We start from the raw sequence: 23,737 nt of genomic DNA on the forward strand, positions 1-23,737 counted from the left end.
TCACGAGGATAAAAATCACTCGTGAGGCTAGTACTGAATTTACACTATCACTGATCCCAACTTACATTGGGTCACTCCAATAAATGGACTCTATAGCTTCAACATCCATAGTGCCGACTTCGGTACTCTTTTTACCAATTCGAATATCAACTTCGTGAGAACATTCTCCGTTTTCACAGCTTAATTCATTGAATACACGCTGAGGCGTTCCTGGGATTTCACTGGCAGATATTGTCTGGAAAACATCATTATCATTAATCACTCCGTTTCCATCCATATCTATACTGGCTTCACCGGTTAACAGATTCATTGCGTAAATACGCCCCTGAGTTGCCGGAGCAGCACAAGAGTTTATTAACTCACCTGTTGTTAAAACCTTAGGTACTAATGTAGTGAAAGTGATTGACCCTTCAAAGGTAATTGCAGGTGCCAATACTTTTTCGCCAGATTCAAAGAAATTCACATACCAACCGAGTTTATCGGTCTCTGTAATCTGCTTACCTTCAAAATCTGAATCCTGTGTAATGCTTTTGGTAAGAGTGGTTCCTGTACCCACAACATCAATTTCAACTTTTGCCAAATCAGAAAGTTGGATTGGGGTGAAATCATCATCCAACTTATTTAATGGCGATTTATCCAGAATCACAAACATATGATCATTTATTTCTTCATTCATTGGATGAGGTCTCATTCCACTTCCAACTGAAACCGTAAACATTGTTTTACCGTTTGATCTGAATGAAGCTACATCTGGCTCATTATAAAACTTACGAGCCGCGGAAGATCCTGCCGTCCCTAAATCAGCCAACTTGGTTAGTTTAAAGTCTTCAGCATTATTTGATAACGACTCTGTTAGGAAATCAAGTCGCCAAACGCTACCTCCTGTATCTGCAAAATACATTCGATCAAGGATGTTATTTTTATTTACATCAAGAATTCTTGCGCCACCAGGGAAAGCCTGAGTTACTTTCGCTCCAAGTGTTTCACGCATCGACCAAAGTTTATCTCCGGTCTTTGCATCGACAATATAAATATCATCACCCATCGTTGGCGTTTTAGAGATCACGACATCAGCTGGCTCATAATCCTCGTCATAATCAAGAACAGGATCATTTCCGCCTGCAATAATGACTGCTTCTTTTTTAACGGCACTGCTACCAGAGCCTACTAGAACGTTCGCTAAGTAAGGCATCGACCAGCTTTGTCCCATTCGGCTAAACTGACTGTCATCACCGTCAATTTTCCAAAGCATTGTTGGCGTTTGCCCTTTGTGAATATTACTCACATCCAAGGCATAATATGATTTACCACCGCGACGAAGTCCAAAGTATAAATATACCTTTTCACCTGAATCTACTTCACCATTTGGGTTATCCGGATCATCTTCGTGCCAGTAACTTATATTGCCATCAATTCCATATTTATGAGGACCTTGTCCGGTGAATTGTGGCTCTATATTTTTTAATAATTCCTTTGGCATAAAGGCAAATATTTCTTCACCAGATGTACTATCAAACACATGTAAATAGCCTTCGTTGGTCGCAGAGAATATATACTGTTTTTTCGCCGCATCGTCTGTAGATTTTTTGTAGGTAATGATTACAGGTTCGGTATGCAGCATATCTCCCATATGTTTACGCGCAACTCCATGAGGCGTTGCATTACTGTCAAACTGACCATTTTTCCAGCCACGAATAAACTGGATTAGCTGAGCGCGGTAAGCTGCTGCTTCAACGGTATTCAAATTTAATTCATCTTTATCGAATAACATTTCCTCAGTGATACCGGTATTAGCTACATTGATCTCAGATAATGTATTGCCTGAGACATTCGAATACAGATTACGTATAGCAGGGTTCGTTAACAAACTTGCTGTTCCACCTTGCTGTACCACATCACCATCAGGGATTGCGCTTGTTGACCACAAGTCCCAGGCTTCATCTTTAAATAAGCCTAATTCAGTCATGGCACTCGTTAAACCACCATTTCCATCTTTACCTTTAATGATTCGGCTATCACCAACATCGTCCAATTTAAACTTCTTTAAGTTACCCGCCCAACGTGAAGAACTGGATTTATCAAATACCGGAATGTAAATATCATCTTCATGCTCCAGACCACTTTTCACATTTACACTGTAACCGGGAGATGCTTGAGAACGTGCCTCTTCCGCTATTTCATCTAATGCCTGTGAAAAGGCATCCGCAAGTTCAGCTTCATTAGTCGCCGAGAAATAACCTTCTTTTTTAGCCGTCTCAGGATCATCTTCCAACGTCACCAGACTTTGTAAGTATTCTGAGGCTTCAGGTGTAATACCTTCAGAGAAACCAATAACATAAGTATGCAAGAATTGATCTCCATTGACGTTTGGCTGATTATCATGAGTCGCCAGATATTGCGTTAAATCTGCTCCACAACGCCCACTTCTGAAGCCATGCGTAATGTCACAACTAGATTTGTTTATTAGGCTTTTTACTCTACTATATGAATAAGGATCTCGATTTACGCCATTCGAGTATTCCGGCTTGCCATCAGACATCAAAATCATGAAGCTACTCTGACAACCATCTTTCATGGGTGATTCATACTTAGGTTTTGGTAATGGCGAATCTTTACAAATCGCATAGTAACAAGATGAATTTGTGATAGTGCCATAATCATTGTCTTTACAATATTTACCCGTTGTCGAACAACCTGTAGGGTTACCATCTTCATCCGTACCGGTACATGTTGTGGTTCCACCAACCCACGAACTTCTGCATCCCCAATATGACTCAGTCTTACAATTATATTCAGTACCTGCACAATTAGAGGCTAAACCAGGTCCAGACGGATTAAAGCGATCAGCTGGGCATATTTTCCCCCATGTTTCTCCTGCTCTCCAGTCAGCTATACTATCGTTCCAAACTCTGTATCCAGAAGGTGATGCATCACATGAACCTGAGTCATTCTTTTGATTAACGGGCTCTCCTGCGTAGGTTGAAGGATGTGCTGCCCACGTGTAATTTTTTCTCGCATAATCATAACCGTAGTCGACTTCTTCACCTCGGAAATACTGTGACGCTTCATACAAAGCATCAACGATAGGAGTCATTCCTTTTGCTTCCCAGTCATCGGCAATTTCACTTAAAAAAGTTCTAACCGTGACCGTATCGCTTGGCTCTGGAATATTACTGTAATCCCAACGAACTGTTCCATTAAGCATCATTGAGTCTTCTATGATGGGTCTTGCGAGACTGGTAACAGCAGTAATAGGAAACTTAATCCCGTTAGGATAATTTTTTCGCCAGTTTGAGTTATCACCATAATTCATGATACCTACGCTAAGGTTATCTGGAGCATTCGTCAAAACTGTTCTCAATGCATCCTGCATTACCTGCATACGTGTTTTCTTACCGGTAACTTCTTCATACGTTATCGTCAATACTGGCGCATCTGAACCATCACCGTTATCTCTTGATTTGGGATTTCTTTCTCCGTAACCAGAAATGACAAACACCATCGCATCATTAGGGTCCCAATCACCTCTATCGACAACCAATTGAACCAGACTTTTCAAATCTGGTGTTTGTTGTGCCGCCCCACTCTCACCAACAACCCATGGATCAACGGACCAGGAGACTGATGTACCATAAAGCGTTCTGTTTGAAATATTGGTAAGATTATTTTCAAAAGCAGATGGGTTATCATGGTTTTGAATTTTAATATCTAACGTAGTAGAGGAAGAACTAGAGTTGCTAGCCGTAAACTGTATAAACGCAGAATCAATTTTTGCACCTTTGGGTATATCTAAATCCCTAAAGCGTAACCCAACTTTTTGAGTAAATAATCCATCTTTAGTCATTTCTAGAATATTGCCACTATGAGCTGTTCCCCTCAGGCTTGGAAAATTATGCTCATCAGCATCTTCGTTTTTATCTATGATGGCACTAGAAACTGTAGTCTTCTCTCCGACGGCAGAGGTTCCATCAACCTCTTCTTTCATACTGCCCGAGTTATCCATAATAAATAATACGTTATTATTTATTTCACTTTCCGTGTAGAAAACTTCGGTATCATCAGCATACGAGAACCCCATTAGCGCCAGCATTGTTATGCCCAATGCACTTATAAAATAAGTTTTTTTCATATTATCTAGATAAATTTTCATAACGATCAGTACTCAAAATTATTTTCATTGTTTATTTGTATTGAATTCACTTTTCTAACGTCAAACGCTTAGAGATAACTTCCTTTACTTTTTGAATTAGGCACCATTTTTCCTGCACCTCTGTGATGTTGATCTCTAACCGATTTATTTTTATCGCTTGTTTTTCTTATTTGAAAATCATAGAGCCTACAATTAGGAACACCCGGACCAATACTAGAACCCACACCATCTCTTAAACAGGCATATAGCTCTTCTAAATCGGTAATAATTTCTACAGTCCCAGAAGGCGCTCCAGCAAAACTGAATGTATTATCATCAGTCTCTACACCGTTAACTTTGCCACCGCCATTTCCAAAAGTAAGTCCTGCATCCTGTCTTTCCAGTGGCGTAATCAACTTAGTTGTTGCGGTAAAATCAGTTAATTCATTTTCTGTTTCGTGAAAAATGGACATTTGCTGATGGTCGTTACCCGCCACTAAAATATCAAGCACAGAAATTTTTGTTGCAGAGACCGTAATGATTGTCATCAACGTAAGAAACACCAGTGCGGTAAACAGCGTTGCACCCTGTTGTTTTTTCAAAGAATTTAATGACTTGTTATTTTGATTAATTACCAGCATTTAATATCCTCCCTGAGCTTTTATTAGCTAGGTAAACCGTTGTTGTATAAACACGAAACAAACGGCGTAAATCATTACTAGAAATGTTTACTTTTTTATCCAGCACATTATAAAAGGTGACCGAGCTATCTTCTTTCAATAAGTTATCATTTGAAGATCTTAGTAGAAGCCCAACCTGAACACTCACTACACTTTCCCACTCACCTCTATCTTCAACTTTTCCGGCTCGTTGATAATTAATCGAACCGTCATCACGTTGGACACCATAAAGAAACTGAATAGACTCTACATTTTCAATAATAGGTTGAGTTCCTCCACGACTTCCGTGACAAAATAAAACTCTGTCGTCATCAACACTAGAAGTGTTCCTTACAACACGAAAAGTACTGTAAATTTTGGCATCTGATGGTTGAAAAGGAGGAGCAATGCCATTCACTGGATCTGCACTACACGCTACTGCGCGTTGATCTCGTAATGTTCCTCCGCCTGTACAATCAAAATAAACTAAGGCACGCGAATTATAATTTGCGGGGGAATTTGTACATTCTGTAACACCTGAAATACAGGGGTTATCCGCTAATGCTGCAACAGTAATTAAATCACTTGCGCCATCTCTGGTTTTTCTATTCCATGACGGTTGTTGATTTTCTAATGTGACGCCATTTCTGCAAACGGGATTATCCAAAGGACCATCTGCATCAGTGTAAAAAGGCTTATCAATAATTTTGCTGTGTATCGAAGGGTACCCGGCATGCATAATAGTTTTTCGCATCAACTCTAGTGCAGATCTTGCATTTCCGTCCATCTCACTAATCGCATCACGCATGCGATCACTGTCTTTAGTTCCAACAAAGTTTGTCACTACGCCAGCTAACAGAAATAGGCCGATAACCATAGAAACAAGCAATTCAACCATGGATAAGCCCGACTGAGCCTGCAAGCCCGACTTACCTTTAAATAGACTAGAATTATTTTTTATTATTTTTTGCATTTTAGTTCGGCCTCACCACTATAGAAACTGATGACCTTTCTTCTTCACCCCCTAAATCTTCATGCGCTTTAGATTCAGTCCATTCAATCGTTATATTGTGATCAACATTCGGAGTTGCACAACCACCGTCACAAGCAATTTCTAATGTTCCGGCAGGCAATGTATTAACGACTCCACCAACACGTTTTGAACCTTTCCTTACTCCGCACATGACATCCTGGATATCAAATCGTGCTGTTTCTGCAGGGGTACAATAAGTGTTACCGCGACATTGTTTTTGCAATGTATTGCAATTAACCGCAGACTCATAAAAACCACCTGCAGCACCCAAGCGGTTCACACGCATTCGTCCACCAAGTTCTGATGCGAGAATACTTGCCATTGTTCTAGAGTGGGCATTATTTAGCCCTTTGATCGATGCAACCTGCATACCACTTAGGCCTAGTAATCCTATCCCAATAACAATCAGGCTAACCATTACTTCTATTAGTGAAAAGCCACGTTGTGGCCGTGCCAATCTGTTCATAGCTTAAATCGCTTATTTTTATTATTAGTAAGTCCTATACGAGGACTCATTTGACATTATTTTTATTTATGTCAACCAGATTAACTTATTATGCGAGAAAAGCAATTTTTTAAGACAATCGGTAAATAAAAAACTACCTTTCGTCAATTTTAAATTGGCAAGAGAAAAAGATAAAAAAGATAAAAAAGAGCTTATAAGTGGGGAGGTGCCCAATTGCGAATCGAAAAAGGCCTTGTAAGTAGGGGGGTGCCTAATAGCCTATAGAAAAAAGGCCTGTAAGTTGGGGGGTGCCTAGTAGCCTATAGAAAAAAGGCCTGTAAGTTGGGGGGTGTCAATCAAATAACAACAGCATTGATTTCAAACAAAAAAGGTCATCGTTAACGATGACCTTTTATTATTTTTTTTAGTTATTTATTTTAGTTATTCTTTTTTAGTTCTACTTTCAACGTATTTAACATTCTCTAACTCATTGGGTGAACTGTTATTAGCTGATTCAGTATTGTTTTGAGATGCCGTACTTGTGTTGTTCGTTTCTTTTGACTGACTTGTTGTGGAAGCGGTATCTGCATTTGTTCCAGAACTAGAATTTTGATTGCTGCCACCTCCACCAGTAGTGCTGGCTTCAGCTTTAGCATTTTCACTTTGTTTGCTGTCTATTTCTCTACTGGAATCATCACCAATCATTATACCTTTACTTCCCTCTTCTGGAGCATCCGGTACAAATTTGGGCGGCACATAACCATCAACGGGATCTTTAGCCGCCTTCATTTCTTTTTCTATGCTGGTAACGGGGCAAGGCTTATCATTGTAATAAACCTTACCTTCTGTATTAACGCATTTATAGATTTTTGCTTGCGCCTCCATAGACAACAATAGAGGGGAAAATAACAGCATGCTTATTGTTAGTTTAATTTTCTTATTCATAGTTATTTCTCTATTTTTCTTAATATGCCTAGCTATCAATTTGTTATCTATTCATCTAGTGCTTTATTGATCACTAACAGGATCACTCCAATAAACAGACTCCAATCTACATGCGTCGTAGCCCGTCGCTTGAGAAAGCTTCTTACCAATTCGAATGTCTACTGGATGAGTACATACTCCAGCGACCACATCTAAAGGATTAAAAATGGTTTGAGGCTTTCCAGGGATTTCACCTTTCGCCACAGTGATGTATATATCATTATCGGTTATTGAGTCAGGATTATATGGATCAGACGTATCTGAATCATCGTCTCCACTTCCATCTAGATCTATTCCAGGCTCTCCAGTCAGCAAATTGATCGCATAGAATCTACCCTGAGTTGCTGGGGCAGCACATTGATCGATACCCACTCCCGATGTTAAAACTTCAGGAACCAGTGTTGTAAATGTGATGACACCGTCAAAGGTAACTGCTGTCGCTAGTACTTTTTCACCCGAATCAGGCAAATGCACTAACCAACCATCAGATTCAGCTAATGTTCCCGTTTGGGTTACACCCGATTCATCTATTGTTATTCTAGCCAGGGTACTTGTTAATATTGTATTGTAATTATCTTCATCCAACTTACTAAATGGAGACCTATCAAGTACCACATAGAATTTATCATCAATCGTTTTATCCAACGGATGTGCTCTAAATCCACTACCAATAGATACTGCAAATACCGTCTTACCTTTTAGCTTTAACGCTGAAACATCAGGCTCATTAAAGAACTTTCTTCCACCATCTCCGAGTTCTGCTAATTTAGTGATAGTTGACTCTTCATCAGATGAACCAATTGCTTCACTAAGATCGACTCTCCATAAGTTGCCGCCTGTATCACCAAAATACATACGATCGATAAATTGATTGTAATTCGTATCGAGTATGCGAATACCGCCTGGAACGCTGTTAACTAATGGATTAGAAACAGCACTACTTAACTTCCATAAAGGTGCGCCACCGTTAATTGCATCGATAATGAAAATATCATTACCTTCGTTTGCGGTAACTGATGATTTTGCGTCATCGACTAATTGAGTGTTAGGTATATTTCTGTCTTCATCTGGATCATAACCACCACTGATGATAACGACTTCCTTACAGTTCTCGCGTCCATTCACACAGGTTGATCCGTCTACTCCTACTCTTGCTAAGTATGGGGGTGACCATGATTGTCCTAACAAACCATAACCCGTGTCTTCTGAGTTCACTTTCCATAATAGTTTAGGCGCATTTATATTCGTGACATCAAGTGCGTAGTAAGAATTTCCACCACGACGTAAGCCAAAATAAAGAATAACCTGATCACTACCTACATCAACAACGCCATCTTCATCAACATCGTTAAACCAGTAGGTAATACTTCCATCTACACCGTATTTATGATCTTCGGCGGTTCCTTCATTTAAATATTGTGATTCCGTGATTGTTTTAAGCAACTCACTAGGAATAAAAGCAAACATCTCTTTTCCAGCATTTGAGCCCGTATCTGCAGTATCAAACGCATGCAAATAACCTTCATTAGTACCAGCAAAAATATATTGCTTTTTGACACCATTCTCTCCGCTGTTATAAGTGATAACGAGAGGCTCAGAATGAAGCATATCTCCCATATGATAACGGGCTTCAGTATTTGGCTCTCCGAGTTCCCAGCCACGCATGAAGTTAACCAGTTTCTTACGGTATGCAACAGTAGAGGTTGGGGATATACCCAATACATCATTTGTAATGTTGGCTATATTTCCTTCAGTCAATTGATTACTAGCTGTTGAGATATCATTGCTCACAATATCAGAATAAACATTTCTTTCTGATGGATCTAACAAGTTTGCTAAACCACCTTTTTGCACCAACTTTCCATCAGGAGTTGCCGCAGGGCTTTCAGACCAATAATCCAAGGCATTTGTTGTAAAGCCACCAAGCTCGTCAACTGCCTCTGCACCATTACTACCTTTGATTTTACGAAGGCCGTCTTCATCGACAATTTTGAATTTTTTAAGGTTACCTGCCCATCTTGATGAATTTTTGCGATCAAAAACAGGGATATAAATATCCTTTTCATGCTCTAAACCACTTTTAACATTCACACTATAACCTGGTGATGCCAAAGTACCTTTAGGTGCTGCAACTGCAGCCAAAATGTTTTTAAATGCATTTGCCAACGCTTCTGGGCTTGATGCTTCAAAATACCCATCATCTTCTGTTCCTGGAATACCGTCATCATAAGTGGCTAATGATTTCAAATATGTCTCAGTACTTGTTCCCGCTCCTGTTCCGAAACCAATCGTAAATGTTTCAATGTATTGATTGCCTTCTTGGCCATTAGGAAATGAACCCGTTGGATCAGGTAAATTATCATGGGTTGCTATATATTGCGTAATCTCTGCACCACATTTACCGGCATTACCTGCTCCTTGAGGCGAAGCACATGCACCTATGGCAGAAGCCAGAGTTCCCTGAGGTCCTTTAGAGGTTCCTCGGATAGAAGCAAAAGGCCCTTCATTAGTAGTTTGAGAATTATTGTAACTAACTCTATATGTAGGAGCTCCATCGGTCATTAATACGATATAGTTTTCCTGACAACTACTTTCAATTGGAGAAATATACTTCTGTGCATTTGATGATGTTACGTCTCTCGCAACATATCTAATATCTTTAGTTACGACATCTCCAGAATAGGTTGTTGGGTGTGCTCCGTTGATGTACGGGGAGTTCTGACCATAATGCATGGTCTCGCCACGATAATACAAAGCAGCTTCATAAAGTGCATCCACAATAGGCGTAAATGAATTTTCATTCCAGCTATCCGCAATATCAGCAACATACTCACGAACTGTTTTATTTTCATCAGGGAAACTAGGCAAACCATAAACATCAGAATTAGAAGTTATAACATCTCTTGCTTTTGCATTGATATCTGTAACAGGAAACGCAATACCCGAAACCGAATTATGTCTTTTATTTTGAGGGTTATAGATACTCAATCCTTCCTGACCATAATTCATCAAACCAATTTTAACATTGTCTGGTGCTTCTTCTAAAACGGTGCGTAATGACTCTTTCATTACATCTATTTTTTTCTTGTAGGAAGAACCATCTGTATATTCAACATGTAATTCTGGAACTGTTCCAAAATTATCATCGAAGGTGAATACTGACCGAGAACCACCTGAAACATTATATAAGAAAAATGATACGCCATTGTTTTGTTGCCAGCCATTTCTATCAACAACCTCCTGCAACACACTCATTACGTCAACTCTTTGATCCTCAGTCCTGTCACCTGCAGCCCAATCTTCCCTTATCTCCCAATCATAACCACGATTGAAATTACCACTAAAATAATTTCCGTCTGAGGAAGGCGAGTTATTTGTGTCGTCACTGTAAACTCTCACAGTAACATCGCCAGAAGTGGTTGCTGCTGATTCAAATTGGATATAAGCATCAGTGATATTAGCGTCTTGTGGTATACCTAAATTATCAAATCTGAAACGACTTAAATTATATTGGCTAAAGGTAATAGAATTCTGATTTGTAACGACATTAGAATTGCTTCCATTTTGAGAACCATCTTCTACTGAACTTTTTATTTGACTCGTAACCGCAGTCCCTGGGCCCGATGATACTTCTATCGTGCCACTCATACTGCCGGAAACATCTAACACAAACAGCAAATTAGGCTTAGAAACATTGACCGAATAAAAAACTTCAGTATCTTCTGCGTAGGTGGTTATACAAGATGCGAGCATCGACAGGGATAATGCTGTTTTAATTGCCGTGCTGATTTTATTCGTTAATTTGTTCATAATTTTCATCCCCTAGGGATTAGGTTATTTTTATTAATTTGGTCTATATCTAAAATGTATTGAGTCGTTATCTTACAAGTAGCTGTTTTTATTCGCGTTAGGTTTTTCTTTTCCAGCTCCGCGATTGTGGCGATCTTTTACTCCAGAATTGGATGCTCTTTGTCTAACTTGAAAATCATATAAATCACAAGGAGCAACATCAGGACCAATGCTTACTGCCTGACCTTCAAAGCCACCACATGTATACCTTTTAAAAGTATCTCGGATCTCTCTTTCAACACCATGATCGCCTGCCTTAGCTGGCACCGAGAAAATACCAGTAGTGGCATTAAATTCTTCTCCTGGTGTTTCATGAATCATTGGCACCATTAACTCTTCTACTCTTGTGAGTTTCTTTAATTCATTTTCAGTATCTTGAAAATTCCGCATTTGCTGTTGATTATTGCCTGCAACAAGTAAGTCTAATAAAGATACTTTCGTTGCCGAAACACTTACCACGGTCATTAATGCCAAAAAAACCAGCGATGTAAATAATGTCGCACCGCGCTGCTGGTGAGATAGTTTTAAGTTATTCTTCGTGATCATAGGAGAGCTCCAGTATCAACATTCTCTAAATTTATGGTTGTCGTATATATTTTAAATAATCGACGTAAATCATCGTTTGCAATAGTCACGGGTTCTTTTAATAACCTATACGTATTTTTTGTGCTTGGTTGCTTCAATAAATATTGATTTTCTGAACGCATCAGCAACCCAACCTGAACACTTCTTACCATGCCCCATTGGTCATCATCTTCAACCTGGTTAGCTGTTCGGTATGATGTGTTTCCATTTTCCTGACGTACGCCATATAAAAATTGCATCGCCTCGACATTATCTGCAATTCTTTTTGTATCAATATGACCTGAGGTTCTGCTTCCTTCGCAATACAAACCTCTATCTCGAGTTGGCACATTCGGATTTCTAATTATTCTAAAGGTGCTGTATATTTTCGCCTGGGTAGGGTCCGGCATACCCACATCTGGGTCAGTACTGCAATAAACTGCTCTTGTATCTCGAATTGTCGCTTCGCCACCATTACCCAAACAATCTGTATAATGTAAGGCGGCTGGATTAACATCTGCCATATTTGGGCAACTAGTCGCACCGTCACGACATGGGTTATCAGCCAATGAAACAACCGTTATTCTATCTTGCACATTGATGTCTCTGGTTCTTCTATTAAAAGCAGGTGTCCAGCGGTTAGGTTTTGATCCATTTCTACAAATATTTTCGTTCGTCAATACGCCATCTGATGCCGTGTAAAAAGGCTTATCAAGACGAATATTTTCCATGGAAGAGTATCCAGCATGAGAGATTGTCGTTCTCAAAACTGTAAGCGCTTCATTTGCATTAGCATCCATATTACTAATTGCATCACGCATATGATCGGCATCTTTAGTACCAAGAAAATTAGTTACTACGCCTGCCAACAGAAATAATCCAACCACCATTGATATCATCAACTCTATCAGCGACAAACCCGTCTGATGATAAGCTGTGTTTTTAAATTGTTTATGTTTCATCACTAATATTGCAATCCTATTTATGGATTAAGGGATAACCGGTATTGTTATTGTTTGGACTTGATCTTCGTCCGGTTGATCTTCATGAGTTTTAGACTCATTCCAGCTAATAGTAATATTGTGCTCAATATTTGCCTGGGAACAAAGGCCAACACAACTTACGTCGAGAGAGCCATTTGCAAGCAGATTCGCTATACCACCCTCTCTTGTTGCACCCGTTAATGTTCCGCACATGACTTCTTGCGTATCGAATCTTGCTGTTTCTTGAGGAGTACAATAGGTAGTATTTGCATCTAAAGCGGTGCCGTCACTCTCACACAACTCTTCAACGACATCACAACTCACATCATTATCATAAAAGCCGCCATCGACACCCAGCTGATTGGCGCGCATCCTTTCGGCAAGTTCAAATGCAAGGTAACTTGCTGTTGTTCTCGAGTGGGCGTTATTCGTCCCTTTCATTGATGCAATCTGCAATCCACTAAGACCCAGCATACCTACACCAATGACAATAAGGCTTACTAAAACCTCAATCATTGAAAAGCCTTTAATGCGTGTTCTTGTGTTTAACATGTATGTATTTACTTTCTATTATTTTTAAAATTATCGAGTAAAAGGTTTATTTATTTATTACTGAGTACACATTATTTTTCGGGCACTAATAATGAAAATTACGTTTCATGTAGATAAATTAAACCAATTATTTTTATATTATTCACTCACAGATTACCGTTATTCGGCTAAATATCAACATTTATCAGTAACTATCAGACCAGTGGTATCCACCATCCTTTCAACTTAAATAAGCATAAAAGAATGATCAATAAAAAATAATGGACTGTAAGTAGGGGGGTGCCTTTTTCACAGACATAAAAAAGGCGCATAGAATTATGCGCCTTTGGTAACGTTATAAAACAGCTATTACGACATTTTAAGCATTAATTTATTTAGCTTACTTACAAATCCAGCTGGATCTTCTAATTGCGCGCCTTCTGCTAACAATGCTTGGTCAAACAGGATCTCTGCCCAATCTCCAAACTGCTCATCATCCGTTTCAGCTTCCATACGTTCAATTAATGGATGCGTTGGATTTATTTCTAAAACAGGTTTATTTGAAGGCATGTCGTGCCCTGCCTGCTTCATTAGTGTCTGCATATAAAGCGCCATGTCCTGCTCATTTAAGACAATACAAGATGGAGATGATGTTAAACGATGAGAAACACGTACATCTTCAACTTTTTCACCCAGAACTTCTTTAAGGTGTTTGATAATACCGTCTGCTTTCTTGTCTACTTCTTCCTGTTCTTTTTTGTCTTCTTCAGTATCGAACTTACTTAAATCAAGCTCTCCTTTCGCAACTGATTGAAGTTTCTTACCATCAAACTCTTGTAAGCCATTTACTAACCACTCATCTACTCGGTCGCTCAATAGCAAAACTTCGATCTCTTTTTTACGGAATACTTCAAGATGCGGGCTGTTTTTAGCAGAAGCAAATGTTTCTGCTGTTATGTAGTAGATTTCTTCCTGCTCTTCCTTCATGCGAGAAACATAATCTTCTAACGTTACCGTCTGCTCTTCTGAATCCGTATGCGTTGATGAGAAACGTAATAACTTAGCGATTTGTTCCTTGTTCGCCATGTCTTCGCCAGGACCTTCTTTTAAAGCACGCCCGAATTCATTCCAGAATTTTTGATAGTTTTCCTTATCGTTCTTCGCCATTTTTTCAAGCAAACCAAGAACCTTCTTCACCGAAGCTTTGCGCATAGACTCTACAACATGATTACTTTGCAAAATCTCTCTTGAAACATTTAATGGCAAATCATTAGAATCAATAACACCACGAACAAATCGTAAGTAATGAGGCATTAGGTTCTTGGTGTCATCCATAATGAAAACACGTTGAACATAAAGCTTAATACCATTTTTCTGCTCTGGCTCCCAAAGATCGAAAGGCGCTTTTGATGGAATATAAAGAAGTGATTTATACTCTAACTTACCTTCGACACTATTATGACTCCAGGCTAACGGGTTTTCCCAGTCATGAGCGATGTGTTTGTAGAACTCTTGGTAGTCTTCATCTTTAAGATTACTTTTAGGCTCGGTCCAAAGCGCATTTGCCTTGTTTACGACTTCCCATTCTTCAGTCAGTTTTCCTTCTTCATCGCGTTTACGCATCTTTACGGGTAAAGGAATATGATCTGAATACGTTGAAATTATTGAACGTAAACGATAATCATTGGCGAATTCTTTTTCATCTTCTTTAAGATGCAAAACAATCTCAGTTCCATGCGCTTCTTTTGTTGTATCTTCTAAGGTAAAGCCATTTTCACCGTTTGATTCCCAAACGACAGCTTGTTCAGGCTTGTCACCTGCTCTTCTCGTCGTTAGCGTTACTTTGTCAGCGACGATGAATGATGAGTAAAAACCAACACCAAACTGACCAATCAGGTTTGAATCTTTAGCGGCATCACCAGAGAGTTTTGATAAAAACTCTTTCGTTCCCGACTTTGCAATAGTACCGATATTATTGATGACATCTTCTCGCGTCATACCAATACCATTATCGCGGATAGTGACTGTATTAGCCTCTTCATCAAATTCTACTTCTATGCGTAATTCAGAATCTCCTTCATATAAAGAATCATCTGAAATAGCTTCAAATCGAAGCTTATCGCAAGCATCTGATGCATTAGATACCAATTCACGTACAAAAATTTCTTTATTTGAATACAGAGAATGGATCATTAAATGAAGCAATTGGTTTACTTCAGTTTGAAATTCCATGTTCTCTTTTTTCACTTTTGTTTCAGCCATTGTTAATTTCCTAATAAATCCTATGGTAGTTCTAATAAAAGATGTCAAAAATGTATGGTCAATTAATAACTTTTCAAGCGAAATGTTGTATTATTTGCTCTTTAAAAAATCACTTAAACAGGATTGTTTATGAGTAGCTCTGGAGGAATGTCTCAGTTATTAAAAGGCATCATGATTGGCATTGTCCTAATATTAGCCATTGTAGGAACAATGAGCTTATTAGATAAAAGTAAATCCCCAGATGACTATACCAACATCAACAATTCAACAAGCAGAGACTCTTCGAATATTCCAGCCCCCTCTATTAGCATTAATCCGCAAAATTCAACAAACACCGAAAACTCAGATAACAATACCAATAATAATGCCGAACAATCTGGGCAACTCACTTCTAATCAAGAAAAAACAAACGCTGACGAAATTGCGGACTCTACTAAAGATGCAGACAAACCTGTTTTAGAAGAGGAAGAACCGGAGAAACCTGAAGAACTTCAATTCGGCATGCTTACCGTCAGTTCGATCAATCCAGACAATAAAGAAAAACTTAACGCTTCTTTTGTCATTCTGAATAAAGAAAATACTGAAGTTGCAAAGACAAGTAATGTAAATACAGCCACGTATAAACTACCTGTGGGTGAATATAAAATAACAGCGACTTTAACACCCGCTGCTACACCATCCGATAGACCGATTCCAACGGTAGAAAAGACCCAGCAACTATCGATTAGTGCCGACTCTAAAACCGATCAGGTTTTCGAACTTAAACCACCACTGACCATTGGGATATTGCAAGTATCTGCTGTTTCAACGAGTGCTGGAAATAAAGCCGTTAGATCAAATTTCATCGTTCAAAAAGACAATGGTGAGACCGTCGCTACCAGAAACAATGTGACAAACAGCCTTTTCAAACTGAATGCAGGTAGTTATAAAGTAACCGTAAGAAGTGGCAGCATAAGCGACTTTAGAACCGTTGTCGTAGAGGCAGGCGAATCAACACAGGAAACGTTTAAGCTTCAAGAAGCTGCTGCACAGGGACGTGTTTTAATCAGGGTTTTTGATACTCGCTCCAGCACCCCTGTGAATGCTGATATTACGATTTCTGATGTTCAAGGAAATCTGGTACAAGAGTTAAAATCAGTGACTAAAACTGAAATTTCACTGGCACAAGGCAATTATAAGATTCGTGTTGCAGGTCCAACCGGACAATCCAATAAGAATATAAGAGTAATAGCAGGACAATCATTGAGTGAGATTTTTCGCTTCGATGCTCCTCAAGTTGCCGTTAATACCACGGAAACATCTACGACCAATGTATCCGATGATACCGAAACCTCTGGAAACTCTAGTGATAATGGCATCCAAATTACAGAAAATGTCACAATTAAAGCAGTAGAACCTCAACAAGAAACTAACCAAGTTGATACACAACCCGCTATTGAACCTGTTCCAGAAGCAGATGAAGCTGCGGTTCAAAACGCCAGCATCACCATTCTGGCTAGAAATGCAGCAGATAACAGGCCGTTAAAATCAAATATTTACATTCAAACCCCAGCCGGTCAGCATCTAGATAAAAAAATCTATGTAGACTCAGGTACTTTTGAGCTAGCACCAGGCGTATATAAAATTACTGTTCGATCAAAGAACAGAAAAAACAACGTTAAAACCATTCGTATTTCGGCTAATCAGCAATTAAACGAAACCTTTTTGATGGATAATCTGACAGCGCCTGACACCACAGAAAGGTCTGCAACTCCTGCCCCTCAAAAACCCGCTAAACCCGTAAATAATGGCATTATTCCAAGTGGATTTTTAAACGTTTTAATGCAAGCGGATAATAATCAAAACGGATCAAATCAAAATTTAAATACCCATTTTATAGTCGCTACAAAAGCAGGTAAAAAAATAGTTGAGCTAACCAGTGTCAAATCAGGAAATTTTAAATTAGATACAGGCCAATACACCGTTACTGCAATTCATAAAAATCAACGTCGCAGTCAAAATGTAACAATCAGAGAAAATCAAAATACACGTTTGATTTTTAGAACAAGTGACTTTGGCGTTCGCAAAGGACTCTTGAGGAGCAGGATCATTGATGAAGCTGGCCGTCCCCTAAAAGGCAATCTACTTGTCAAAGACATGCGAGGCAGAATCGTTGCACGAGCAAACGGTGTCTCAATAGGTGAATTTGAATTAGCACCTATAAGACACACAGTCAGTGTTAATTACAGAGGCCTCAGTGGCAGCGAAGTGGTTAGAGTAGCTTCCGGTGAAACAACCATTCAAACATTTACGATTGCGTCAAACAGCCCTGCTCCAGCAAATAGGAACGTTCAAAAAAATGATACTCAAGAATTAAAAAGAATTATTAGGGATAAAATAAAAGAAGAAATACAAAAACAGTTTTAATAAAAATCTGATAATAAATAAAAATCTAATAATAAAAGTGCAACTCGTCAGATATATTGAAAATAATTTTTATATTGATTTAAACTCTCTTGCATAAAAGTAAAAAATAAATTAACTCGATATAATTATAAATAGAATATAAAAAAAGCTGCATTCTAACAAAAGCCAATAAAAGGCTTTTGTAACTATATTTTAGAAGTTTCCAATCAGTTGAAAAGCTGAGTAATTATAAAAATAACAACGTCTAAATAACTGCTAAAACTGTAAATGAAAATTACTCAAATTTCTAGTGAAGTCAAAGATGCAGGGCTGTCAGCTTTCTGGCAATTTTATGCTTTTGCTCTTTTTGCTACTGCGATTTGCATAGCTTTCTTTACAAACGGCTCAGAAATAAAGCACTTTTTTAATATCCTACTGGCTACTTTCACAGCCATCCCTCTTTTAATAGCCATTTTTATCCACAAAAAACCTCTCTATCCCTGGGGAATTTTTGTTTTTGCTATTTTAATTCTCGTAGCAGAGGATATTTTATCTTCGTTACCATACTTGGGATTTGATGCCTCATTCTTTAACAATGAATGGCTAAAAGAAATTGGCATAGGCATTTTAAGTCTTTTCAGCTTAAGCTTACTGTTACGAATAGAATCGAATTATCGTATAAATGGCTTCGCCATTGATTTCATATTGTGCCTATTTTCGGTAATTTGTTTCTTATTCATATTATCTCCAAACCTACTGCAGTTTGCACTTAAAGATCTCACCTTATACCAACAACTTCAGTTTTCGCATGCGTTTTTAGTAGCAGTGCTGATAGGTCTTCTTCTTGTAAATCTACGACTTCTGATTTCATTTAAAATCAAAGATCTTATAAGCGCCATTATGATATTAACGCTATCTACCTACTTATTAGTCAATGCATTCAACAGCATCGGTTATTTTGGTAACAGCGAAGCAGTAAACGATATTGAATGGTTTTGTTACAAATTTGCTGGCGTCTTAGCTTTTCTACACATACTCACTGAAAACTATAATTACAATTATGACCCTAATAAAGCAAAGGTTCTGGGTTTAAAGTTTCTCTGGAGTTCTTCAATTCTTGCATTGTTAGTTACTCCAATTGGCGTAATTTATAGATGGAAATTTAATCTTACTCCTCTAGATCCTTACTTATTAGCCATTGTCGGAGCAACACTAAGTCTAATTGTTATTTTAAGAATCTCAGTGCTACTCAGAAATTACGAAAAACAACGCAAGAAATTAAAATCAATCGCATTTACTGATGCATTAACGGGGTTACCTAATTATTTAGGTATACGTCATTTAATAGATGACAAAGAAAATATGTTGGTTTTCACCCTTAATATTGAAGACTTCAAATCGATCAATGATATGCACGAAAGGCAATTTGGAGACAATGTATTAATAAGCTTAGGCAAAAGACTAAAAAATCTCAGTGATGTCTTATTTGTTGCTCGTATCGGTAGCGATAGTTTTTTAGCAGTCTTCCAGGCTCCTCAAGAACATATATATAAAGTTTATGCAAAACTCCAACAAGAATTAGGCATATGGGATATGGTCTCCGGCAAGAGAGTTGCAGTTCCCTTAACTTTTGGAGCCAGCCACAGTAAACATCCCATCAAACCAGAAAAATTAGTTAGACAATCTGAGCTTGCGTTAAAGGAAGCTAGAGAATTACACAAAGATTTTACTTTATATAAGGAAAGAGAAAATCCACTTTCCGTTAATTATAATGATAATCTCCCGAGACTAGAACTTAGAGAGATATTACAAAGCTCGATAGATCAAAACTATTTACCTATTCATTTTCAGCCTATTTATAATCTGAAAGATGGTTCTCTTAAAGCACTGGAATTATTAATTCGCGTGCAGTCTGATGAACATGGGCTTCTACGTCCTAGCCAATTTCTTGATCAGGCAAAAGCTTATGGCTTGTTAACCGGGCTCACAAAAGTGTGTATTAATATGGTCGCTGAGAACTTTGAAAAACTACCGAAAGTAGATATCAACGTTAATGTACCACCCTATATGCTGAATAATACCGATACACTGAACGAATTTATCAGCTCTTTCCATAATGCAAATCTACCCACAGAACGTTTCTGCATTGAAGTTACTGAGGATGGAGATATCCCTACAGATCACTTAATCCCAGCGATCAATCTATTAAAAGCGAATGGGTTTTCAATTTCTATCGATGACTTTGGCACGGGCTATTCTTCCCTTGGCCGCTTATCTATTTTGCCCGTAGATAGTGTAAAGATAGATAGAAGTTTGTTACTCAGTGCGAGCGATGGTAACAAAGCGATTTTAGAATCTGCCATCTCACTGGTAAAACGTCTTGGGGTAAAGTCTGTTGTTGAAGGTGTTGAAACCCTTGAGCAGTTAAATCTGGTTAGAAGTTTAGGCGCAGACTCTGTTCAGGGTTACCTATTCTCTAAACCGGTAAGAGTGGTTGCTGCTTCTAAGTTTTCACTCAACGCATCGAGTATTGTTGCTGAATTTTAATGCTAACTGCATTCTAATGAAATCAGTTACCTAAAAACCAATATCAAATATCATCCAGCTTGTTTTGGATAACTTTAAAATATGATTTGAAGGGTCTTCCTCTTTCCACTTTTTAGCTACAGGACCAAGCCAGTGATTTCGAGATGGCGTTAATTTTCCTTTTTTGTTTTGATGATTGTATGCCAAACGACTCCAATAGCCTTTCTTAATATAATTTCTTAATTTTCTAAAGACCGACATCGCTTTTGCATGGTCTGTGCAGTTGTACTCTTCGCGCCCTAACCTGATTTCTAACTTGCCACAAAACAAGGTTTCATTGTCTAAAACAGAATGGGTAAACAGTAGTTTACAGTCACCAACATATAACTCTGAAGTGACTTCTTTTATATCGATAGAATCGCAATAATCATTAGCATAAGCCAAAAACTCAGACTCATCCTTTTCCAACATAAGAAATAAAATTTCTGCGTCCATAAGTGTTATGAGTTATCTAAACAACCTTTGTTTATTTTATATGTTCAAGAATACCGTCGAGCTCATCTAGATTATTGTATTCAACAACCAGTTTACCTTTGCCCTTATTGTTATACTGAATGGCAACCTGAGCACCCAAAGTTTGCGATAAGGACTCTTCAAGCTTCTGCACTTCCAGGGCTTTCTTCACGGGCGTCTTTTTATCTGCAGCTAGCTCGGGGTTTGCTATTTTCTTTACCAGCTTTTCAGTCTCTCTTACAGACAGTTCTTTCTTTGCAACAATATGTGCCGTTTCAACCTGTTTCGCACCTGATAAAGCCAACAACGCTCGCGCATGGCCCATATCAAGTTTACCTGTGTCTAATAATTCTTTGGTAGTTTCTTCAAGATCAAGCAAGCGTAATAGATTACTGACAGCGGCTCTGGAGCGACCTACTGATTCCGCCGTCTGCTGATGTGTCAAACCAAAGTCTGCAATCAAACGGCTCATTGCAATCGCTTCTTCCAGTGGATTAAGGTCTTCACGTTGAATATTCTCAATCAAAGACATTGCTGCAGCAGCCTGATCAGGAATATCTCGGACAATCGCAGGAATGGTATGCATACCCGCTATTTGAGACGCACGCCAGCGACGTTCGCCAGCTATCAGCTCATATTCACCGCCATCGATTCTACGAACGACTATAGGTTGAACTAATCCTTGTGCTTTGATCGACTCGGCAAGCTCTTGAAGCGCATCTGGGTCAATAGATAAGCGTGGCTGATACTCACCTTTTCTGATTTTTTCAACGGGTAGTTTCTTTAGTTCGCTGTCTTTATTTGCAGCATCATCTTTTACAGCCGAACTTAGTAGCATATCTAAGCCACGACCTAGTCCTGGTTTTTTTACCATTATCAAATTCCCTATCGAAGATTATTAGACTGACTTAAACAACTACTATCAAGCGGCTTGTCGCGATGATTCTTTACGGATGACTTCAGCTGCAAGCGCTAAATAAGCCAATGCGCCACTTGATCGCTTATCATACATCAATGCTGGCAAACCATGACTTGGCGCCTCTGCCAAACGAATATTGCGCGGAATCGAGGTATTATACAAGGTATCAGAAAAGTGCTGGGCCAATTGATTAGAAACATCACGCGACAGATTATTACGCGGATCGTACATCGTTCTTAAAAGTCCGATGACTTCCAGCTTTGGGTTCGAATTGCTACGAATGGTTTCTATCGAACCAATCAATGCAGAAAGACCTTCCAATGCATAATACTCACATTGCATGGGAATAAGCACCCCATTTGCCGCAACTAAAGCATTTACCGTCAACATATTGAGTGAAGGTGGGCAGTCTATAATGATGTAATCGTAATTACCTTTTACCGATTGTAATACTTTTTGCAGGCGGTATTCACGATCGCCCATTTTCATCATTTCAAGTTCAGCAATAGTTAGATCAGGACCACCCGCTAAACCAGACACAGACATATTGGGGATAGTTTGAATCGCTTCATCAACCTTTGCATCACCCAGCAAAACATCGCTTAAATACACCGGCATTTCGTGTTTATCTAAACCAATACCAGTAGTTGCATTACCTTGAGGATCCATGTCTACAATTAACACACGGCGCTTAATAACCGCCAAAGAGGCCGCCAAATTAACGCTGGTGGTTGTTTTACCAACACCACCTTTTTGATTAGCAACGGCAATTATTTGAGTCATATCGATTGATCTGTTTTTGGTTTTATTAAGTCTGCACACAGTATCAAAAACTGGGGCTTAAGGGTAGATATAGTGATTATAAAAAGTCACCCCCCTACTTACAGGCACTTTTTTGGTCACCTTAATCGTTGGGCGTATTCTCTAACAACTTAACGGTTACAGATAACGACCGCTCTTTTGGGGGCAGGATATCCTTCTATGGTTTTATTATGATCTTCAGGATCAAGAAAATCTTGCAGTGACTCAAATTCCATCCAGTCCGTCGAGCGCTGCTCTTCAATACTGGTCTGGTTTATATCGACTACCCGTACATTTTTAAAACCCACTCTTTCTAACATTCTCACTAAAAGTGGGGGGGTGGGTAAAAACCAGACATTACGCATTTTCGCATAACGATCTTCGGGCAATAACAACTCATGGCTCTGTTGATTTGATTCATCTTCGATGACCAATGTTTCTAATACCAATTCGCCATCTGCGCGTAAAAAACTTCTGAGTTCTTGTAAGTGTTCGATGGGGGAAACGCGATGATACAAAACCCCCATTGAAAATACCGTATCAAAGCCTTTGCCCTGATATACCTTACTGAATGCAGGCAACTCTTCACCTTTGAAGGGTAATAGATGTATAGGTTTTTCACCCACGTATTTCTTTAAGGTCTGAAATTGTACAAGAAAAAACTGACTAGGGTCAGCACCAACCACCAACTTTGCACCATCGGCCAACATACGCCACATGTGATAGCCGTTACCACAACCGACATCTAAAACTCGTCGATTCTTTAAAGGCGTTAAATGCGATTGAATTCTTTGCCACTTCCAGTCTGAATGCCATTCTGTATCAATATGGATACCAAATAATTCATAAGGACCTTTGCGCCAGGGGTGTAACTTTTTGAGCAGTGAAAGCAAATACTCACTAGTTTCCTGATCGCAATCTTCAGCTGAACCAATTCTTACTTTATCCGCGGAAATATCAATACTAGATGCCTGAAGCTCTGGTAGCTGTTGAAGAATGTTTTCCCACTCTTCTTTCTTGCCGTGTTGTCGCTTTTCAAAGATAGCAGATAGTTGCTGCGGAAGTACTTCCTGCCATTCGACAAAGTCATTCTCTTCTAAATCAGCATACAAGCTTTCAAAATTAACAATCATGTTTTCGGACATTACTATATT

At 38.9% G+C, this 23,737-nt stretch carries 16 protein-coding genes; 2 read left to right on the top strand and 14 right to left on the bottom strand.

All coding sequences use genetic code 11. The features are described 5' to 3' along the window. Nucleotides 1-61 precede the first annotated feature (61 nt). The 10 genes from EV695_RS15975 to htpG all read right to left on the bottom strand — a co-directional run bounded on the left by EV695_RS15975 (nt 62) and on the right by htpG (nt 15,439). Complete coding sequence (locus tag EV695_RS15975; protein WP_165874736.1) at nt 62-4,129, bottom strand: pilus assembly protein; 4,068 nt, start codon at nt 4,127-4,129, stop codon at nt 62-64. A gap of 89 nt (nt 4,130-4,218) precedes the next feature. Beyond that, complete coding sequence (locus EV695_RS15980) at nt 4,219-4,770, bottom strand: pilus assembly PilX family protein (RefSeq protein ID WP_131906967.1); 552 nt, start codon at nt 4,768-4,770, stop codon at nt 4,219-4,221. Beyond that, a complete protein-coding gene (locus EV695_RS15985) occupies nt 4,757-5,761 on the bottom strand; it encodes a PilW family protein (protein ID WP_131906968.1) in 1,005 nt (334 codons plus the stop codon). The genes EV695_RS15980 and EV695_RS15985 overlap by 14 nt, the downstream gene beginning before the upstream one ends. A gap of 1 nt (nt 5,762) precedes the next feature. After that, on the bottom strand, nt 5,763-6,287 hold the full coding sequence (gene pilV, locus EV695_RS15990) for a type IV pilus modification protein PilV (protein ID WP_131906969.1): 525 nt from the start codon (nt 6,285-6,287) through the stop codon (nt 5,763-5,765). A 420-nt stretch (nt 6,288-6,707) separates the two neighbouring features. Beyond that, nucleotides 6,708-7,211: a DUF4124 domain-containing protein gene (locus EV695_RS15995; RefSeq protein WP_131906970.1), complete on the bottom strand. Its 504-nt coding sequence runs from the start codon at nt 7,209-7,211 to the stop codon at nt 6,708-6,710. Between the two features lie 63 nt (nt 7,212-7,274). Then, the gene (locus tag EV695_RS16000) at nt 7,275-11,060 is read right to left on the bottom strand and encodes a pilus assembly protein (RefSeq protein ID WP_165874737.1); all 3,786 of its coding nucleotides are present in this window, start codon (nt 11,058-11,060) and stop codon (nt 7,275-7,277) included. Nucleotides 11,061-11,132: 72 nt separating this feature from the next. Beyond that, the gene (locus EV695_RS16005) at nt 11,133-11,645 is read right to left on the bottom strand and encodes a pilus assembly PilX family protein (protein ID WP_131906972.1); all 513 of its coding nucleotides are present in this window, start codon (nt 11,643-11,645) and stop codon (nt 11,133-11,135) included. Further along, a complete protein-coding gene (locus EV695_RS16010; protein WP_131906973.1) occupies nt 11,642-12,625 on the bottom strand; it encodes a PilW family protein in 984 nt (327 codons plus the stop codon). Before EV695_RS16010 ends, EV695_RS16005 begins: the two co-directional genes overlap by 4 nt. A gap of 27 nt (nt 12,626-12,652) precedes the next feature. Continuing rightward, on the bottom strand, nt 12,653-13,198 hold the full coding sequence (gene pilV, locus EV695_RS16015; protein ID WP_131906974.1) for a type IV pilus modification protein PilV: 546 nt from the start codon (nt 13,196-13,198) through the stop codon (nt 12,653-12,655). A gap of 348 nt (nt 13,199-13,546) precedes the next feature. Beyond that, nucleotides 13,547-15,439 carry a molecular chaperone HtpG gene (gene htpG / locus EV695_RS16020; protein ID WP_131906975.1) on the bottom strand — a complete coding sequence of 631 codons (1,893 nt, stop codon included), beginning with the start codon at nt 15,437-15,439 and terminating at the stop codon, nt 13,547-13,549. A 129-nt stretch (nt 15,440-15,568) separates the two neighbouring features. Here htpG and EV695_RS16025 point away from each other — a divergent pair, with 129 nt between their 5' ends. Together EV695_RS16025 and EV695_RS16030 are read left to right on the top strand one after the other, a co-directional pair. Beyond that, nucleotides 15,569-17,845 (top strand): hypothetical protein, encoded by a 2,277-nt coding sequence (locus tag EV695_RS16025; protein ID WP_131906976.1) that lies wholly within the window; start codon nt 15,569-15,571, stop codon nt 17,843-17,845. 267 nt (nt 17,846-18,112) lie between these two features. After that, on the top strand, nt 18,113-20,371 hold the full coding sequence (locus EV695_RS16030; RefSeq protein ID WP_131906977.1) for a bifunctional diguanylate cyclase/phosphodiesterase: 2,259 nt from the start codon (nt 18,113-18,115) through the stop codon (nt 20,369-20,371). A 30-nt stretch (nt 20,372-20,401) separates the two neighbouring features. On the opposite strand, the gene EV695_RS16035 is transcribed toward EV695_RS16030, so the two are convergent. The 4 genes from EV695_RS16035 to cmoB form a co-directional block, all read right to left on the bottom strand. Next, nucleotides 20,402-20,845, bottom strand: a complete 444-nt coding sequence (locus tag EV695_RS16035) for a hypothetical protein (RefSeq protein ID WP_131906978.1) — start codon at nt 20,843-20,845, stop codon at nt 20,402-20,404. A gap of 31 nt (nt 20,846-20,876) precedes the next feature. Further along, nucleotides 20,877-21,737 (bottom strand): ParB/RepB/Spo0J family partition protein, encoded by an 861-nt coding sequence (locus EV695_RS16040; protein WP_131906979.1) that lies wholly within the window; start codon nt 21,735-21,737, stop codon nt 20,877-20,879. A gap of 48 nt (nt 21,738-21,785) precedes the next feature. Further along, complete coding sequence (locus tag EV695_RS16045) at nt 21,786-22,565, bottom strand: ParA family protein (protein ID WP_131906980.1); 780 nt, start codon at nt 22,563-22,565, stop codon at nt 21,786-21,788. A gap of 149 nt (nt 22,566-22,714) precedes the next feature. Then, nucleotides 22,715-23,728 carry a tRNA 5-methoxyuridine(34)/uridine 5-oxyacetic acid(34) synthase CmoB gene (gene cmoB, locus EV695_RS16050; protein WP_243651667.1) on the bottom strand — a complete coding sequence of 338 codons (1,014 nt, stop codon included), beginning with the start codon at nt 23,726-23,728 and terminating at the stop codon, nt 22,715-22,717. Between the last annotated feature and the right edge of the window lie 9 nt (nt 23,729-23,737).

This window comes from Cocleimonas flava (genome assembly GCF_004339015.1).
GTDB classification, from domain to species: domain Bacteria; phylum Pseudomonadota; class Gammaproteobacteria; order Thiotrichales; family Thiotrichaceae; genus Cocleimonas; species Cocleimonas flava.

Coding starts and splice junctions, on each gene's coding strand:
- EV695_RS15975 (WP_165874736.1), bottom strand. CDS start 4,129: ATGAAAAAAACTTATTTTATAAGTGCATTGGGCATAACAATGCTGGCG.
- EV695_RS15980 (WP_131906967.1), bottom strand. CDS start 4,770: ATGCTGGTAATTAATCAAAATAACAAGTCATTAAATTCTTTGAAAAAA.
- EV695_RS15985 (WP_131906968.1), bottom strand. CDS start 5,761: ATGCAAAAAATAATAAAAAATAATTCTAGTCTATTTAAAGGTAAGTCG.
- pilV (WP_131906969.1), bottom strand. CDS start 6,287: ATGAACAGATTGGCACGGCCACAACGTGGCTTTTCACTAATAGAAGTA.
- EV695_RS15995 (WP_131906970.1), bottom strand. CDS start 7,211: ATGAATAAGAAAATTAAACTAACAATAAGCATGCTGTTATTTTCCCCT.
- EV695_RS16000 (WP_165874737.1), bottom strand. CDS start 11,060: ATGAACAAATTAACGAATAAAATCAGCACGGCAATTAAAACAGCATTA.
- EV695_RS16005 (WP_131906972.1), bottom strand. CDS start 11,645: ATGATCACGAAGAATAACTTAAAACTATCTCACCAGCAGCGCGGTGCG.
- EV695_RS16010 (WP_131906973.1), bottom strand. CDS start 12,625: ATGAAACATAAACAATTTAAAAACACAGCTTATCATCAGACGGGTTTG.
- pilV (WP_131906974.1), bottom strand. CDS start 13,198: ATGTTAAACACAAGAACACGCATTAAAGGCTTTTCAATGATTGAGGTT.
- htpG (WP_131906975.1), bottom strand. CDS start 15,439: ATGGCTGAAACAAAAGTGAAAAAAGAGAACATGGAATTTCAAACTGAA.
- EV695_RS16025 (WP_131906976.1), top strand. CDS start 15,569: ATGAGTAGCTCTGGAGGAATGTCTCAGTTATTAAAAGGCATCATGATT.
- EV695_RS16030 (WP_131906977.1), top strand. CDS start 18,113: ATGAAAATTACTCAAATTTCTAGTGAAGTCAAAGATGCAGGGCTGTCA.
- EV695_RS16035 (WP_131906978.1), bottom strand. CDS start 20,845: ATGGACGCAGAAATTTTATTTCTTATGTTGGAAAAGGATGAGTCTGAG.
- EV695_RS16040 (WP_131906979.1), bottom strand. CDS start 21,737: ATGGTAAAAAAACCAGGACTAGGTCGTGGCTTAGATATGCTACTAAGT.
- EV695_RS16045 (WP_131906980.1), bottom strand. CDS start 22,565: ATGACTCAAATAATTGCCGTTGCTAATCAAAAAGGTGGTGTTGGTAAA.
- cmoB (WP_243651667.1), bottom strand. CDS start 23,728: ATGTCCGAAAACATGATTGTTAATTTTGAAAGCTTGTATGCTGATTTA.